The organism is Sulfitobacter undariae (assembly GCF_014196805.1).
GTDB classification, from domain to species: domain Bacteria; phylum Pseudomonadota; class Alphaproteobacteria; order Rhodobacterales; family Rhodobacteraceae; genus Sulfitobacter; species Sulfitobacter undariae.
Genome location: NZ_JACIEI010000013.1, coordinates 32456 through 47519, shown reverse-complemented (window position 1 = coordinate 47519; position 15064 = coordinate 32456). Strand labels below are relative to the sequence as shown.

The following is a 15064-nucleotide window of genomic DNA, read 5'->3' as shown; positions in this document are numbered from 1 at the left end:
TGAACATTTACGGCACGTTGTTTGTTCCAGAAGAAATTCTCTTGCGTGCTGAACAGGCGGGAACCAGCTGAGGTGCTCTGCATCAATGCGCCACCCCTGCCGCGACGCTTTCATCAATGAAACGCCCTTCACTAAAGCGCTCCAACCCGAATGCATCTGTCAGAGGTGAATGGCCTTTTGCCATCAACTCGGCCATCCCCCAGCCAGAGCCCGGGATCGCTTTAAAGCCGCCTGTGCCCCATCCACTGTTGATAAAGATGCCTTCAACGGGTGTTTTAGACAATATCGGAGAACGGTCGCCTGTCATATCTACGATGCCGCCCCATTGGCGCAGCATCTTGAGGCGCGAGACCATAGGGAAGGTTTCGATCAGGGCGCGTACGGTTTCCTCGATGTGCTGGAAAGCGCCGCGTTGGGTGAAATTGTTATAGCCATCGGTGCCACCGCCAATGACCATTTCGCCTTTGTCCGACTGGCTCATATAGCCGTGCACCGTGTTGGCCATCACAACCACATCCATGCAGGGCTTGATCGGCTCAGAGACCAAGGCCTGAAGCGCAACGGATTCGAGCGGCAGACGAAAACCCGCCATTTCCGCCAATTGACCAGAATGACCTGCGACCACGATGCCCAGTTTATCACATGCGATATCGCCGCGACTGGTGCTGACCCCTGTGACCTTGCCGCCCTCCGAGCGGATGCCCGTCACCTCGCATTGCTGGATCACATCCATCCCCATATCCGAGCAGGCCCGCGCATAGCCCCACGCCACAGCATCATGGCGGGCCGTGCCGCCACGGGCTTGCCACAACCCACCCAGCACCGGATAACGCGGTCCATCCAGATTGATGATAGGAAGCAGCTCTTTGACGCGGGCGGGGCTAACGAATTCAGTTTTCACTCCTTGTAACATGTTCGCATGGGCTGTTCGCTTGTAACCACGCACTTCATGTTCGGTTTGTGCAAGCATGATCACACCACGCGGGGAAAACATCACATTATAGTTGATATCCTGAGACATGGTTTCATAGAGAGAACGGGATTTTTCAAAGATCGCAGCCGATGGATCCTGTAAATAGTTGGACCTGATGATGGTTGTGTTGCGGCCTGTGTTGCCGCCGCCCAGCCATCCCTTTTCCAAAATCGCCACATTGGTGATGCCAAAGTTCTTACCCAAGTAATATGCTGTCGCCAGCCCATGCCCACCTGCCCCGATGATGATCGCATCATATCGTTTCTTCGGCGCAGCATCGCGCCATGCACGGGTCCAGCCAGTGTGGTGGCGCATCGCTTCGCGGGCTACTGCAAATACTGAGTATTTTTTCATCGCGGGTATCCTTGATGTAGAAAGAGGAGGATTCGGGCAATGTAACCCGCCTTGGTTCTTCATGACGGAGCAGCCAAAAACATCGCTGCCCTGCACGGCATTCCATATCAAATTTACGACATGAGCCACAAGCAGTTGCTTTTTGCAGGCGTCTATTCGTCGCGGAGCGTCATTGTGCCCTTTTTTGTCGCTCTGCTACGTAATAGACGGGAAGTAGGTAGAGGGAGTTCCGGTAGATGCTTAGTTTCTGGATCGTCGCAGTTGTGATTTCGTTGACTGTGGCTGCTATTTTGATCCGTGCAGTAGTGCGCGGTAACAGCTTGGAAGCTGAATCGCGCGCAGCCTCTGATGTTGCCGTTTATCGTGCGCAACTGGCCGAGGTTGACCGAGATGTGGCGCGGGGCGTCATTGACAAGGCAGATGCAGAACGGGTGCATGCCGAAGTGGCCAGACGTTTGATTGCCGCTGACACAGCGCAGTCGGCGGAGAACCCCAAAAGCAACAAGGCCCCTACCGCAGTGGCCATCATCATCATCGTCTTTGCAGTGATCGTCAGCGGGTTAAGTTACTGGAAGCTCGGCGTACCGGGTTTTGGCGATATGGCGCTAAAAGACCGGATCGCCTTTGCCGAAGAAGTTCGTAAATCACGGCCAAATCAGGCGCGCGCCGAAGCCTCCCTGCCCACCTTTGTTGAACCGATTGAAATGGACCCGCGTTATAAAGAACTGCTGACCCAATTGCGCGGCACTGTTGCGCAGCGACCTGATGACATTCAGGGGCATATTCTATTGGTCCAACAAGAGCGGCGCATCGGCAATTATCTGGCTGCAAAAGACGCGCAGATACGCCTGATCAACCTCAAAGGTGATCCGGTGAGCGGACAGGATTTGGCTGATCTGGGTGAATTACAAGTGATGGCGGCGGGGGGCTATGTCTCTCCCGAGGCGGAAACCAGTTTGCGCGGCGCCCTGAACCTTGATCCGCAAAACGGTGCCGCGCGCTATTATCTGGGCCTTATGTTGGTACAAACTGGCAGGCCGGATCAGGCGTTTCGCATTTGGGACAGCTTGTTGCGCGCAGGCCCCGAGGATGCAGCATGGATACCGCCGATTTTGGAACAGATCGAGGGCTTGGCCCAATTGGCGGGTGTGCGCTATTCCATCCCTGAAATTGGCGGCGCAGGCATGCCCGGCCCTACCGCAGAAGATGTCGAGAATGCCCAAAGCATGAGCCCCGCCGAGCGCATGGAAATGATCGGCGGCATGGTTGCAGGCCTGTCAGAGCGTTTGGCCACGCGAGGCGGCCCCCCCAGTGATTGGGCGCGGTTGATATCCTCGCTAGGGGTGTTGGGCGAACAGCAACGTGCAATGGCCATACACGCAAACGCCATCGAAGTGTTCAGCGACAATAAAGACGCGCTGGACCTGATTAATGAGGCAGGCCGCAAAGCGGGAGTAATCGATTGATACATGAACGGATTGAAGATTTCGCAGCTGCCCTGCCCTCAATGCGGGCGCTGATTGGGCTGGACCTTGGGGAAAAGACCATTGGCGTGGCCGTGACGGATAGTTTTCAGTCTGTTGCAACGCCGCTGGAGACAGTTAAGCGCAAGAAATTCGGATTGGATGCTGCGCGCTTAGGCGAAATCATCGCAGGCCGTAACATCGGTGGTTTGATCCTTGGGCTGCCCTTTAACATGGATGGCTCGGAAGGGCCGCGCTGCCAGTCCACCCGTGCCTTTGCGCGCAATTTTGACAGGCTACACCCAGACCTACCCATTGGCTATTGGGATGAACGCCTGTCTACGGTCGCGGCAGAACGCGCCCTGCTAGAGGCCGATACATCACGCAAACGTCGGGCCGAAGTCATTGATCATGTCGCTGCCAGCTATATCTTGCAGGGTGTATTGGACAGGCTGCGGGTGATCCGCGCACAATAGGAGGCGCAGGCCATGAGTGACGAGATCTGGAAACGCGCCGAGCTGGAAAGCCCCTGCATAAAAATCTGTGTGATCCATCCCGAAAGCCGTTTATGTACGGGCTGCCTGCGGTCGATGGATGAAATTGGCGCGTGGTCGCGCATGGCGCCCGAAGCGCGCAAGGCGGTCATGGACGAGTTGCCCTCACGTGCGGGCGCACTCAGCAAACGCCGCGGCGGGCGTGCCGCAAGGTTGGCGCGCAAACCTTAGGCTTTAGTTTTCGCGCTGTGCCGAAGTCGTGCTGTACATCGCAACCGCTGCACGGCGGGTCATCTGGCGCGTCAGCACAATCACGTTGTGCGGTTGCGCTTCGTTTGCGGCAACCAGCATGTCGCCCCGCATGAAATCGCGACTCGGTATATTCAACGCGGGGTATTGCCCTGCGCCGCCTTGGCTTGTGTTGTGATAGGCCACAAGGCCCAATGGTCCTGTCATAACCTGTTTCATTTCCTACCCTTTTACTCAAAACTTACCCCTCTTGTGGGGGTATCTCACGAGCCTACATCCCATTTGGGTTTGGCAACAATGTGTCAACATAAAGAATATTGTGTTCAAAATTGAAACTGTTCCCCCAATGCCATAGGTCAGGCAGTGCCAGAGGGTTCAGCCCATCAACGCTTTGCGTAGCATATTAAGGGCAACCAGCACCAAAAACACCGCAAACACACGTTTAAGCGGCTTTGGGTCCATTGCGTGCGCCAGCTTTGCACCAATTGGGGCTGTGATTAATGTCATAGCAATAACCAATATAAATGCTGGTATATTCACCGCTCCGATCGTGAATGGCGGCCGCATAGCAGGGTCAAGCGCCACAAACAGGAATGCAATGACAGAAGGCACCGCAATCAGCAGGCCAAAACCAGCCGCCGTTGCAACAGCACGGTGGATTGGACGGCCATGTAGCGTCATCAGCGGCACGCCAAAGCTGCCACCGCCAATGCCCATCAGCACTGACAGAAAGCCCACCATCGGAGAAAATGCAGCACGCGCTATGCCAGTTGGCATCGCCTGCCCCAAGCGCCAATCCGCACGGCCAAACGCCATATAGAGGCCAATGGTCAAAGCCAGCACGCCGAAGATCGCCTGCAACGTCGTTGAACGCAATCCAGACACCACAAGCACACCAACCACAGCCCCGATCATGATGCCCGGAGCCCATGTCCGCAAGATATCCCAATCCACAGCGCCTTTTTTGTTGTGCGACATGACCGACCGGATGGATGTTACAATGATCGTCGCCAAAGAAGTCGCCAGACACATCTGCATCAGTTGATCGCCGTCATAACCCAACGTCTGGAACGCGTAGAAGAATCCCGGGACCAGCACAATACCACCGCCCACGCCCAGCAATCCCGCCAGAACACCAGCAAAGGCCCCGATCACAAGCAACAACACCGACATCTGGATTAGCAAAACTGTCTCGGGCATATTCATATTCCTGTGAGTCTGGTCTGTTTGCAGTTTTGCTACACTGTGCGGGGCTGGCTTGCCAGTATACTTTGCTCCACCGTCTGCTCCAACGCTTCGCGGACAAGCGCAGTCCCTGCCCCCGCACGATGTGCCCCATCAGACAGCACGCGCCGCCAAATCCGCGCCCCTGGACGACCTGCAAACAACCCCAACATATGCCGCGTAACAGAAGACAGTTTGCCGCCCTCCTCCAGATGCGCCTCAATATAGGGCATCATGGCTTCGACAACGGTCTGTGCGCTGGTGTCTGCGCCCGTCCCGAAAATCCGACGGTCGGCCTGACACAGGATCTCGGCAGGTTGGTGATAAGCCGCACGCCCGATCATCACACCATCCAGCCCACCTGCCAGCGCGGCCTCGGCGGCCTCCAGTGTCGTAATCCCCCCGTTCAGCGAGATGTGCAAATTCGGGAACAGCTCTTTCATGCGGTGCACCAGCGGGTAATCCAACGGTGGCACATCGCGGTTCTCTTTGGGGCTTAATCCATTCAACCAAGCTTTGCGCGCATGCACGGTCACGCGTTCAATACCTGCTCCGACAATGCGGCTGAGAAATTCGGGCAATACCTCTTCGGGGTTTTGATCATCCACACCGATACGACACTTCACCGTGACTTCTACATCCACCGCACGGCGCATCGCCGTCACACAGCGCGCCACCAAGGCGGCATCCTTCATCAGCACAGCACCAAAGGCACCGGATTGAACACGGTCAGACGGGCACCCCACATTGAGATTAATTTCATCATATCCCGCCTGCGCCCCCAACCGCGCCGCCTCGGCCAGTTCGGCAGGATCAGACCCACCCAACTGAAGAGCAACGGGATGCTCGGACGGATGATGATCCAGCAGATGCAAAGCCTGCCCGCGCACCAATGCAGGTGACGTCACCATTTCAGTATAAAGCAGCGTGTGCTGGCTCATCAACCGATGCAAGTAACGGCAATGGCGATCCGTCCAGTGCATCATAGGTGCAACGGATAGGCGAGACGCCCTGTAAACATCTGTTCTAGAACAACTATTCTTCATATCGCCGCCTTGCTCGTCTTGCCTATTCCTGCCCTTTTTCGCTTGTTTTTGCTCTTTTTCTATTGTCTGAACAATAGGTGTTGTTCAAATCGATGGAAAATGTTGTTCAGGTATGCCCCAAATTGTAGAACGAAAACGCAAAAGCGGATCTGTGGCTTATGTCGCACAAATAAACATCAGAAGAAATGGAAAATGGGCGCATCGCGAATCCCGAACATTTGACAGCCGCGCCTCAGCATCCGCGTGGTACAAAAAGCGGATGAAGGAAATCCGCGCAGCCGGGGAAGACCTCAGCGCGATCAAAAGCAAGGGAAGAACCCTGAGCACCGCCATAGATCGCTACATCACCGAAAGCGTCAAAGAGATCGGGCGCACCAAAGCACAAGTTCTCAGGTCGATTCGCGAATACGATATCGCGGCCATGAGCTGCAATGAAATCCAAAGCCATGATATAGTGCAATTTGCCAAAGACTTGAGCACCACCCGCACGCCATCAACTGTTGGGAATTACCTATCGCACTTGGCTGCCATTTTCGCGATCGCCAGACCCGCTTGGGGCATCCCCCTTGACCAACAAGCCATGAAAGATGCCTTTGTCGTCTGCAATCGTCTGGGCATCAGCGGAAAGTCACAGAAGCGTAATCGCCGCCCCACCCTGGGCGAACTCGACAAGCTCCTATCGCTGTTTGACGATAAGCACGCTCACCGCCCAAACAGCGTCCCGATGCACAAGGTTGTGGGGTTCGCGCTGTTCTCCACCCGACGCCAAGAGGAGATCACCAGAGTGGCATGGACAGGGCTAGACCAATTGCACAGCCGCGTTTTCATCAAGGACATGAAACACCCAGGGGATAAGGTAGGAAACGATGTATGGTGTGATCTACCAGAACCCGCAATGAGAATCGCGCTGGCAATGCCAAAAAAGAAGCCGCTCGTGTTCCCATTTCATAGCGACACGATCAGCACCGCGTTCACGCGTGCATGCAAAGTTCTGGAGATCGAGGACCTACGGTTTCACGACTTAAGGCACGAAGGCGTTACGCGTCTGTTTGAAATTGGCGACACCATTCCGCAGGTCGCAGCGGTCTCAGGCCATCGCGCCTGGTCATCACTGCAAAGGTACACGCACATCAAGCAGTCCGGCGACAAATACGAAAATTGGAAGTGGCTAGATCGGCTGAGCCGGTGATCACACCATCCCCGTCGAGCCAACATAGCGCACAATCGTCGCGGCACCCTTATGGCCACACAGCCCGCACCTTGACCTCGCACGGATCTGCTCGAGAGGGAAATCAGCACCGAACCTCTCTATCGCCTCAGCTCGAGTGAATCGCCTTGATCCTGGACAGCCAGCGGGCCTTGCGCAAAATAACTCCAGATCATGCTCTGGCTTTAGATCACCGACCTTCATTGAGCAACATAGGCCTCCGAGAATAGAAGATTGTAGAATCGCAAATTAAGTTTGAAGATCGCGCTTCGGATAGGAAGTGCAGTTATGAACCCTCTCAAATACAAGTATGTCCTCTATATTGATGAGGCTGGAGATGACGGGTTGAGAAGAGTTCAACCGGCCGACCCAAATGGCGCAACCGAATGGCTCGTAATCTCCGGATACCTTATCCGCGCAGAGAATGAACAGAATTGCAACACATGGATGGATCACCTTCTTAAAGACATAAACTGTCGATCTAGATCACTCCACTACAGAAAACTCAGTCCAAAAAAGCAGGAAAGAGCAGCTGAGTTGCTTGCCTCGCACAATGGAAGGGCTTTTATTGTCGCATCCAACAAAAAGAATATGAAAGGCTACAACAATGAACGCGCTGCACAAGCCGGTGGCCAGCAATGGTTTTACAACTGGTTGGTAAGACTGCTTTTAGAACGCGTCACTAACTTTTGCGCACACGACTGCTCTGGTCATCCGGGGCCAGGCGATAAAATACGTGTCGTTTTCAGTCAGCGCGGAGGGCATTCTTACTCACAGACCAAAGCGTATTTTGAAAAATTACGTTATCAGCACACACCAGTCTTAAACAAACGGACAATCGATTTCCGCTTTATAAGCTTTAGACTGACCGACTACGTGCCTCACTACACCGAAGCAGGCCTTCAGTTTGCAGACATTGTCGCCAGCGCAGCGTATCAAGCACTAAATCCCGTAGGTAACCGCTGGACCAACAGACCTGCGCTTTCCTTGAAACCCGCTGTTTGCAAGGATGAGGTTGGAGAAAGGCGCGATTTCGGTGTTGTACTTCAACCACCAAATTATAGTTCCATTGGATTGACGGAACCCCAAGTAGAATTTTTTGAACACTATGGATTTTCTAAAGGTGAGCTGGTGCAGGGTCGGGCCCGTTTTGACTGACAGCGGTAGCCCAATATCCTATGCGTCGAGCGTCCATCAGCCCGCCCCTCATCTAAAGTTCAGGGCAGCGGTCACCAAGCGACCCTGCTGGATCAACGTTAGCACATGAACCTATCTAATCAAGCACAATTAGAAACGGTTATCTAGCTCACCAGCAGCTGACCAGTTTTCAAACAGCCAGGGCGGATCAGCCATGATCATGCCATAGCGGAACATCGGTACTGTCTCTGGGCTAACATATACGGCCAACTGGCTGCTCCATTAATGGTTTGTTGAAAGTCCACGTCGCGCAATATCTCGCAACACGACAACGGGATTTAGCACTTCGCCGCAATCTTCACACTCGACCTGATCCAAAGTCTCATCAACGGCAACGGTCAGATGCTTGCATTGCGACTTGCGCCGCTCTTTCAGATGGATAATTTCACTCACCGGACGGCTCCATTGTCTCTGACGCAGTTCCCCCCAATATCTGAAGAGTGTAGCGCATCACGTTCCCATCAACATTAGTGGGGAAGATATCCCTGAGGGGATATCCACCGTACCGGGTCACTTTTTCGCCAAAGACGGTTCTATAAGTTATTTTAAAGTTGAGCCGAATTTTGGGGCGTTCATCGCTCGATGTGGCGGAAATCCATTTATCAATTACCCCAGGGCAAATATTAATTCCGCCTCGTTGCCGTACGGATGGGTCAAGCAAGCCAAATTTATGTTCGATCTGGTAGAATTTAATTTCTTGAACGACTTTTTGATCGACCTTCTCGCCTTCCAAAAACGTGTCTATAGAAACCACAACATCTAAGGCAGGAGTAACCCCAGAATTATATACACTGAACTCAATTACGTTATCTACGTTACCTTTATCTTCTCTCAACCATCCTTCCGACATGGAAATATAGGCTCTGGTTTGAGCAGCGCCAATTTGGTGAGCGTCTAAAGACATCACCTGGGTGGAGATGAGGGTTTCACGAGTGACCGTCAGAGTGTCCCACATGAAATAGAGAGCAAGGGTGGATACAGCTATGCCCCCGATGCTTACCCAAAGCAGCCAAAAGGCCCATTCGCTCATATCCTCCTGGGCGCTCAGATCATACTCACTTCGGCGATGGTCTTCGGAGGATGTTACTTTTTCCTGTACGCATTTGACGTGCGCAGGGCCAATTTTTCCGACGCAGGCGCGGGCTATGCGCTCGTCGGAACTTCCGGAATACTGCTCGGTATTATGATCGGCGCGAAGCTGGCGTTCAGAATATGAAACGCCTAAAGAATAGGCCAATGCGATAACAAGGATTATCATAACCGCAGCAAAAACGACGAATGTAATTGAATTCAAATAGCTATGTGAGTTACTTTGATCGCTGTTAGACATTGTATAAAATACGCCGTTGAAAATTTACCGCGACTCAGCTTATTGCGGACATTTGGTTCCTTGTCACCAATCAATTCGGAAAGCTAGGCATAGGTGACGCCCCATGCCTGACCTGTATTTGCCCTTGAAGAGCGTAAATTTTGACCGGAGTGCATCCCCTCGTCATTCGTTTCCTATAGACTCTGGTATGGGTGTCGTGAGATGAAATAATTATGCATAAAATCCTCGATAACCTCAAAAGCATTGAAGGTCTTTGGTCGCTCCTGTTGCTGATCAAGGAAAACCGTCTCATCCTTGGAAGTGTCCTTACAGTTTTGTACGGGCCTCTTCTACCCCTATGGAGTTATGTACAACTCGCTGCTGAAAATGTTGGTTGGTGGGTGTATCCGTTTGTTCTATTTTTGCTTATCTGTGCGTCCATAGGAGTATTTATCGGGGCCTTAGCTCTGCTTGGGAAGGTTCGCCTTGGCAGCCAACATCAATGGTATGAGCGTCGTGAGGTTGCGCAAAAAGCGCGGGACTTGTCACAAGGAATTGCGGAACTACATGCGGAGCTGGTGTCAGAAAAACAGCAGATTTGGGAGACGGTCACACAGTCAATGCGCTCTGGAGAAAGAGGGCCAGATCGGAGCTCAGAAGCAAAAACTCTAGATAGAATAGCCGCCAAGTTTGCTCAAAAATATCAGAGCAAACTTTTTGAAACTGTATCAGAGGCGCGCGTCTTTCTACCTTTGAACCAAAGTGAGCGATGGTCCATACAGCATGGCCTTATGTCCCCGCACATGCTGCCGGATATCATTCTGTTTTTGAATGAACTGGCTGTTAACCTATCAGATGATCGCGGCCAAATACCACTAAGGGACAGATAGGCCAAACCTTAAGCAAGCACGACAGACAAGAGTGAAAACTTCATAAAGAAGCACGAGGTCGACCTCCACAAACTGGACCGCAAAACGCAAAAGACCCGACCACTGCACGAAGGCAACGACGGGGCAAGTAGGTCTGAGCACGGCAAACGGTCTAGTGAATTTTGTGCTGGATAACGACCTTTCATTATTGAGTTGATCGCGGCTGAAAATCTCGCCGCCAGATATTGGGGCCTAGCCCCCAATTCGATTGAGCCGCTCCATCACGTACCGCTCAGCAATTTTGTCCATAACGCCCTGCCCCGGCACCAAAGCGCGGACAGCGTCTGGCACAGATTGACGGGCGTATCTCAACGCGCTGTTCTTTATGTTGTCGATCCCCGCTTCTGGCCCCTCTTTCAACGCGCTCTCGACACCTGTGATGATGGCCGAGTGCAATGCGCGCATATGCTTCTCCTCGATGCGGATGCCTGTTGCAGCCTGAAATGCACCGACTGCGCGGTTCAAGAAGAAGGTCAGCACAAGACTAAGTCCCGCTATAGCAGCATTCAGGAATGCCTCGTCTGTCAGGAGGTTTTTGATGATATCCATGATGTTTCCTTTCGGGATTATTTGCGCAGCAGCGCGATGATCACAGCCACAACGGCGACAATCAGGATTGCAAAGATCAGGAGAGAGACGCCGATGGGGTCACTCATTGGCTTCAAATTCAGCCACGATGCGGCGGATTTGAGCGAATGCCAGGGCACCGTCGTGTGACGCGGTGTCGGGCGCTGTTTCAGGGCCTGCCGATGGCGTTGCGGGCAACTGCTCCCCACCCATCAACTCAGCGATGTCATCCGCAGAGAGCGTTTTCAGCGCCGACCAGATCACACGCCCGCTGGCGCTCACATTCCAGACGGTACCGCGTGCATCCGGGTAGATACCGTCACGAAAAAGCGTCTGCTCCGCCGTTCGGCGCGGGATGATTTCAGAAGGGGAACGCCAGTTCATAATCTGGTCGGCAGCCAATGCACGGTTGCCGCCGTTTAGCGTTTTTACCCACGTTGCGGTCGCAATGCGGCCTGTGTTGTAGTGAAAGGAGACGGCCGCATCAAATTCGTGCTGCGCCACTGGCACCTTGATGGCCCTGCGCACAGCCTCAGAATAGGTTTCCAGATCATCGGTGAACACCTTGAACACCTCAGCCAAAGCCGCGTCCAGATCGGCAGGAACGCCACGAGGCAAGCTGGCGGGGTTTGGATATCCAGCGGCGGCCGTGTGGCCAACACCCCAAGTCCAAACCCCAACACTGTCGAGATACGGCGCCGGCACGATGCCTTCATGCGCAATCAATGCGGCAATGCCGCGTGGTGAAACGTCCATCGGATTATTCCTTATGTTTCGAGATTTTTATTACTTCTGACCTTTGGTAATTCGGCGAATGACGATGAGGATCAGGATTGCCGAAAGCAAAAATTTCGACCCAACCGCAGGCCAAGCGATCGGCATCCCGACATTCCGACCGACAAGGATAAACAGCGTGTTGAACCCCAGCAAAGACAGGCCCACTGAAATCAGACGCCCTGGGGGAGATGTTCGCGAATACTGATGCGCAAGCCACCAGCACGCGATGATTACGGCTGCTGATGTGAAGTTATTGGCAATCAAAAGCATGTTCATTTTGGTTGTTCCTTCAGGATCAATTTGCGAACGCCGCGAACCGCAGCTATTCCCCCCTCACCCATCACGAACCCCGCCGCCAAAAAGGCCCAGGTCCCCGCATCAGTTAGGGAGTGGATCAAGTGCCCGACCAACCCGCCCAGAAAGATCGCAGACAAAGCGCCAGCGAACCCTTCCGACATGCGCCGTCGCCAGCTGGCCTGTGGCGCAAACACCGCGCGCACATACGCCCCAGCAGCACCTGACAGGCACAATGCCGTGAGCTGCTCTGGGGCGGCGCCTATCACCTGCCGTATAGTTTCAAGTGTTGACATATAGCCCCTCCGATCAGGCATGATTTCAGGCCCGCCAAAGCGGTTGGGGCCGTGTGAATTGTGGGGGTGTCGTCAGACTATGTGGGCAAGTTGGGCAATGATAACTTCGGCAATCCGACCCGTTGCGCCACCAGAAATATCCGTGTTTGGATGTAGATCATCAGGCATCCAAATTTTTGTGAGTTCTTTGGGTGCCGCAACTGCGTTTGCTGTAGGATTCCAAACCCCACTTTCCCATTCGCCTTTTGTCAGCACTGTTTGCTGAGTCCAGCCTAGCCGCTCCCAGCAACGAATGATTGGAAAGTCCCAATAATCCGCAAGCAAGTCCTGTGCCTGCGAGATAGTTTCCTTACGCGCATTTTCATAATGCCCGATAAAGATGATCTTGGCCTTCGGGTTGTCATTCAGGATCAGGTCAATCAAGAAATTGATCGCCCCAAGATAGGTGAAGCGATTACGCGTATCAGCACCCGCCGTCACAATATCATCAACAGCTCTATCGTTGTGACCGTGATCGAAGAAATAAACGTCCCTCCGGTTTTCCCCAAGGTGGCGCTCAATCAGGCGCTTTTCATACGAATAGTCCTGCATTTCTGCAAGGTCGGAAGGCTCCAGCGTGACGGGCCTATCATCGCCCGTAAGCAGCTCCCGCACAGTGACCCAGTTGTCATATATGTACTGCATTTCGGCCAGAGTTGCAGCAAGAGAGCGAGTTACAGCCCGATGAAAAGACCCATCCCAACCGTAGGGGTCTGAAACAGTTTTCAAGCTATCAACGCCAGCACGCGCAGCGGAGCCACCCGCCGCCTCATTATGGATAGTCATGCCAAGAGCATCCGCCACCAATGCGGGGTAAGCATATGAGCCGCCGCCCGCAGGAATTGACGTTCCGAACCAAACACCCGTCTTTCCTGCCCATGTGCTGCCAGCCACCGTCAAATCAGCCACCGCTTGCTGCAACTCCGTAACTGTTTCAGCAAGGCCCGTATCAATCGAATTCGCGGAAACTGTATGAGCCACACCATCGTAAGGCGCTGCCCATGTGATGTAGCCGTAAAGCGCTTTGCTTGGCACAGGGGCTGGCTCATCAACCCAGACTGAATCGACGCCTGTCGTGTGGGCGTTGAGTGAGCTTATGAAAACATCGTCTGCATCTGTGAAAACGATCATCGCAGTTGCGGAGCCTGAAAACGTCCCGTTTACAAATACCGCATCCAAATCCGCCACATCGTAGCGGCGGTATTTATAACCAGCGAGTTCAACCTTTGAACCGCTGGTGCGACTGATATAATATCCATCAACGTCCACCGAATCTGGAATCACGTGCATTCTAGAAACCGCTTTGGATACCTCTGAAACGCTCGTCAGGCTGGCACGCTTAACAGTCGCTTCGCCCAAAGCGTTGGGCCAGCTTATACCAGCCATCGCTGCGCCCACAGGAACGATCACTGATTGATCTACAAGCTCGGTATTAACGCCACTGGTGTTTTGCTGGAAGTACCCAAGATACCCCCCAGCGGCAGTGAACCAGACAACAACAGCGGTTGAAGTGCCTGTGAAAGTACCAGATACTAGGATCTCCTCACCCGCTTCAACGCTGTGCATCTCATAGGTAAATGTCCCGACGGGTTGAACCTCGCCATCGGAATATCTTAGATATGCTCCTTCGACACGATCCGAAGGAGTAGACCGTTTATAATCAGCCAAAGCGCCTTTGATTTCAGAAACGTCACCGATCAACCGCAACTGGATTTCAGCGAGGTTTTGCTCAACAACGGCTACTGAAACAATTGGCTCACCATTCTCTTGAAGCCATGAGACCGTGCACGTCACCGCCCCCTCTGGCACGGCCACGCCATATCCGTCATAAAAGGCGTTCGTGTTCGTTTGGTGCTCAACATAGGAGTGAAAGGCACCGCCTGCCCCCCTGAACACGAGCAATGCAACCGCAGCGCCGTAGAATATCCCAGACACCTTGAGCACATCGCCCACGGTCACGGCAAACTCAGCGTATGCGTAGCCAGCGTTGGCCGTCACTACTCCAGTGTCGTATGTTATATAGCTCCCAAGCACAGGTGTCAGAACAATCGGGTTGTTATAAGATGCTGCTGCCGTGAGCGGGGTAATATCCGCAGCGACTTCATTCACCCTCAATCCGAGAGCGCCAAGCGCTGATTGATTGGCCGTGCGCAGCCAGACAACAGGATCGACCCCAACCGTTGAAACAACGCTACCTGTATAGAAGGTGGCCCCCAAGTTTGCCGTGCCGTCTGTTACAAAAACGGAAGCCCCGACAAACTCGCCAGCCGCGGCCATATCCGCTCGCCGCGTCCATGCGCCCGACGCCGTGGTGTATAGACCGTTCTGCGCGGGGTCGGTCTGCGCACGCACAAGCACATCGCTGGCGCTTGTCAGTGTGCCATCAATGGTTTGCTCGCCGGATAGCGTGACGTTCCCCATGGTGGCCAAGGCAACGGCGGCGCGGGGCAGTGAGCCCGTCGCGCCGATGCTTTCCAACGCAGCCGTGCGCGCTTCTACACTCGCTACGTTATCGGGCAACTCCTGAAGATTCGCGATGTTTCCATTCACATCCTCAGCCCAAGCAACAATGTCTTGAGGTTCGGGCTGGTGCGCATTGGATGGCGGATTGCCGCGCCAGATGGCGCGCGGTGTTTTAACTGGCAT

18 protein-coding genes are annotated in these 15064 nt (G+C 53.7%); 6 read left to right on the top strand and 12 right to left on the bottom strand.

Annotated features, from left to right (window positions below):
• Positions 1 to 82 precede the first annotated feature (82 nt).
• Positions 83 to 1327 carry a sarcosine oxidase subunit beta family protein gene (locus tag GGR95_RS14660; RefSeq protein ID WP_184567155.1) on the bottom strand — a complete coding sequence of 415 codons (1245 nt, stop codon included), beginning with the start codon at positions 1325 to 1327 and terminating at the stop codon, positions 83 to 85.
• Positions 1328 to 1563: 236 nt separating this feature from the next.
• Here GGR95_RS14660 and ccmI point away from each other — a divergent pair, with 236 nt between their 5' ends.
• The 3 genes from ccmI to GGR95_RS14645 are packed head-to-tail and all read left to right on the top strand — an operon-like array spanning position 1564 to position 3515.
• Positions 1564 to 2793, top strand: a complete 1230-nt coding sequence (gene ccmI, locus GGR95_RS14655; protein ID WP_184567153.1) for a c-type cytochrome biogenesis protein CcmI — start codon at positions 1564 to 1566, stop codon at positions 2791 to 2793.
• Complete coding sequence (ruvX, locus tag GGR95_RS14650) at positions 2790 to 3266, top strand: Holliday junction resolvase RuvX (RefSeq protein ID WP_184567151.1); 477 nt, start codon at positions 2790 to 2792, stop codon at positions 3264 to 3266. The genes ccmI and ruvX overlap by 4 nt, the downstream gene beginning before the upstream one ends.
• A 12-nt stretch (positions 3267 to 3278) precedes the next feature.
• Positions 3279 to 3515 (top strand): DUF1289 domain-containing protein, encoded by a 237-nt coding sequence (locus GGR95_RS14645; protein WP_184567149.1) that lies wholly within the window; start codon positions 3279 to 3281, stop codon positions 3513 to 3515.
• Positions 3516 to 3518: 3 nt separating this feature from the next.
• On the opposite strand, the gene GGR95_RS14640 is transcribed toward GGR95_RS14645, so the two are convergent.
• The 3 genes from GGR95_RS14640 to dusA form a co-directional block, all read right to left on the bottom strand.
• Positions 3519 to 3752, bottom strand: coding sequence for a hypothetical protein (locus tag GGR95_RS14640; protein ID WP_184567147.1), 234 nt, complete (start codon positions 3750 to 3752; stop codon positions 3519 to 3521).
• Positions 3753 to 3908: 156 nt separating this feature from the next.
• Positions 3909 to 4733 (bottom strand): sulfite exporter TauE/SafE family protein, encoded by an 825-nt coding sequence (locus tag GGR95_RS14635; RefSeq protein WP_184567145.1) that lies wholly within the window; start codon positions 4731 to 4733, stop codon positions 3909 to 3911.
• Between the two features lie 38 nt (positions 4734 to 4771).
• Positions 4772 to 5803: a tRNA dihydrouridine(20/20a) synthase DusA gene (dusA, locus tag GGR95_RS14630; RefSeq protein ID WP_184567143.1), complete on the bottom strand. Its 1032-nt coding sequence runs from the start codon at positions 5801 to 5803 to the stop codon at positions 4772 to 4774.
• A 112-nt stretch (positions 5804 to 5915) separates the two neighbouring features.
• Here dusA and GGR95_RS14625 point away from each other — a divergent pair, with 112 nt between their 5' ends.
• Together GGR95_RS14625 and GGR95_RS14620 are read left to right on the top strand one after the other, a co-directional pair.
• Positions 5916 to 6992: a tyrosine-type recombinase/integrase gene (locus GGR95_RS14625; RefSeq protein WP_184567141.1), complete on the top strand. Its 1077-nt coding sequence runs from the start codon at positions 5916 to 5918 to the stop codon at positions 6990 to 6992.
• 306 nt (positions 6993 to 7298) lie between these two features.
• Positions 7299 to 8168: a DUF3800 domain-containing protein gene (locus GGR95_RS14620; RefSeq protein ID WP_184567139.1), complete on the top strand. Its 870-nt coding sequence runs from the start codon at positions 7299 to 7301 to the stop codon at positions 8166 to 8168.
• A 261-nt stretch (positions 8169 to 8429) separates the two neighbouring features.
• Here GGR95_RS14620 and GGR95_RS14615 read toward each other — a convergent pair whose 3' ends face one another.
• The 3 genes from GGR95_RS14615 to GGR95_RS18940 are packed head-to-tail and all read right to left on the bottom strand — an operon-like array spanning position 8430 to position 9611.
• On the bottom strand, positions 8430 to 8600 hold the full coding sequence (locus tag GGR95_RS14615) for a hypothetical protein (RefSeq protein WP_184567137.1): 171 nt from the start codon (positions 8598 to 8600) through the stop codon (positions 8430 to 8432).
• The gene (locus tag GGR95_RS14610) at positions 8593 to 9537 is read right to left on the bottom strand and encodes a hypothetical protein (protein WP_184567135.1); all 945 of its coding nucleotides are present in this window, start codon (positions 9535 to 9537) and stop codon (positions 8593 to 8595) included. The genes GGR95_RS14615 and GGR95_RS14610 overlap by 8 nt, the downstream gene beginning before the upstream one ends.
• On the bottom strand, positions 9498 to 9611 hold the full coding sequence (locus GGR95_RS18940) for a DUF6471 domain-containing protein (protein WP_246423405.1): 114 nt from the start codon (positions 9609 to 9611) through the stop codon (positions 9498 to 9500). The genes GGR95_RS14610 and GGR95_RS18940 overlap by 40 nt, the downstream gene beginning before the upstream one ends.
• A gap of 138 nt (positions 9612 to 9749) precedes the next feature.
• Between GGR95_RS18940 and GGR95_RS14605 the strand changes: the two genes are divergently transcribed.
• A complete protein-coding gene (locus GGR95_RS14605; protein WP_184567134.1) occupies positions 9750 to 10406 on the top strand; it encodes a hypothetical protein in 657 nt (218 codons plus the stop codon).
• A gap of 231 nt (positions 10407 to 10637) precedes the next feature.
• Here GGR95_RS14605 and GGR95_RS18935 read toward each other — a convergent pair whose 3' ends face one another.
• The 5 genes from GGR95_RS18935 to GGR95_RS14580 form a co-directional block, all read right to left on the bottom strand.
• Entirely contained in the window at positions 10638 to 10994 is a 357-nt protein-coding gene (locus GGR95_RS18935; RefSeq protein ID WP_246423404.1) for a hypothetical protein, read from the bottom strand.
• A gap of 99 nt (positions 10995 to 11093) precedes the next feature.
• The gene (locus GGR95_RS14595) at positions 11094 to 11768 is read right to left on the bottom strand and encodes a lysozyme (RefSeq protein WP_184567132.1); all 675 of its coding nucleotides are present in this window, start codon (positions 11766 to 11768) and stop codon (positions 11094 to 11096) included.
• 30 nt (positions 11769 to 11798) lie between these two features.
• Positions 11799 to 12065: a hypothetical protein gene (locus GGR95_RS14590; RefSeq protein ID WP_184567130.1), complete on the bottom strand. Its 267-nt coding sequence runs from the start codon at positions 12063 to 12065 to the stop codon at positions 11799 to 11801.
• Positions 12062 to 12379, bottom strand: coding sequence for a hypothetical protein (locus GGR95_RS14585; protein WP_184567128.1), 318 nt, complete (start codon positions 12377 to 12379; stop codon positions 12062 to 12064). The genes GGR95_RS14590 and GGR95_RS14585 overlap by 4 nt, the downstream gene beginning before the upstream one ends.
• A gap of 72 nt (positions 12380 to 12451) precedes the next feature.
• Positions 12452 to 15064, bottom strand: a complete 2613-nt coding sequence (locus GGR95_RS14580; protein WP_184567126.1) for a hypothetical protein — start codon at positions 15062 to 15064, stop codon at positions 12452 to 12454.

What these genes read in the sequence shown, in the direction of transcription:
- GGR95_RS14620 (WP_184567139.1), top strand. Translation starts at nt 7,299, where the DNA reads ATGAACCCTCTCAAATACAAGTATGTCCTCTATATTGATGAGGCTGGA.
- GGR95_RS14605 (WP_184567134.1), top strand. Translation starts at nt 9,750, where the DNA reads ATGCATAAAATCCTCGATAACCTCAAAAGCATTGAAGGTCTTTGGTCG.
- GGR95_RS14590 (WP_184567130.1), bottom strand. Translation starts at nt 12,065, where the DNA reads ATGAACATGCTTTTGATTGCCAATAACTTCACATCAGCAGCCGTAATC.
- GGR95_RS14635 (WP_184567145.1), bottom strand. Translation starts at nt 4,733, where the DNA reads ATGCCCGAGACAGTTTTGCTAATCCAGATGTCGGTGTTGTTGCTTGTG.
- dusA (WP_184567143.1), bottom strand. Translation starts at nt 5,803, where the DNA reads ATGAAGAATAGTTGTTCTAGAACAGATGTTTACAGGGCGTCTCGCCTA.
- GGR95_RS14660 (WP_184567155.1), bottom strand. Translation starts at nt 1,327, where the DNA reads ATGAAAAAATACTCAGTATTTGCAGTAGCCCGCGAAGCGATGCGCCAC.
- GGR95_RS14585 (WP_184567128.1), bottom strand. Translation starts at nt 12,379, where the DNA reads ATGTCAACACTTGAAACTATACGGCAGGTGATAGGCGCCGCCCCAGAG.
- GGR95_RS14645 (WP_184567149.1), top strand. Translation starts at nt 3,279, where the DNA reads ATGAGTGACGAGATCTGGAAACGCGCCGAGCTGGAAAGCCCCTGCATA.
- GGR95_RS18935 (WP_246423404.1), bottom strand. Translation starts at nt 10,994, where the DNA reads ATGGATATCATCAAAAACCTCCTGACAGACGAGGCATTCCTGAATGCT.
- GGR95_RS14625 (WP_184567141.1), top strand. Translation starts at nt 5,916, where the DNA reads ATGCCCCAAATTGTAGAACGAAAACGCAAAAGCGGATCTGTGGCTTAT.
- GGR95_RS14610 (WP_184567135.1), bottom strand. Translation starts at nt 9,537, where the DNA reads ATGTCTAACAGCGATCAAAGTAACTCACATAGCTATTTGAATTCAATT.
- GGR95_RS14640 (WP_184567147.1), bottom strand. Translation starts at nt 3,752, where the DNA reads ATGAAACAGGTTATGACAGGACCATTGGGCCTTGTGGCCTATCACAAC.
- GGR95_RS14595 (WP_184567132.1), bottom strand. Translation starts at nt 11,768, where the DNA reads ATGGACGTTTCACCACGCGGCATTGCCGCATTGATTGCGCATGAAGGC.
- ccmI (WP_184567153.1), top strand. Translation starts at nt 1,564, where the DNA reads ATGCTTAGTTTCTGGATCGTCGCAGTTGTGATTTCGTTGACTGTGGCT.
- GGR95_RS14580 (WP_184567126.1), bottom strand. Translation starts at nt 15,064, where the DNA reads ATGCCAGTTAAAACACCGCGCGCCATCTGGCGCGGCAATCCGCCATCC.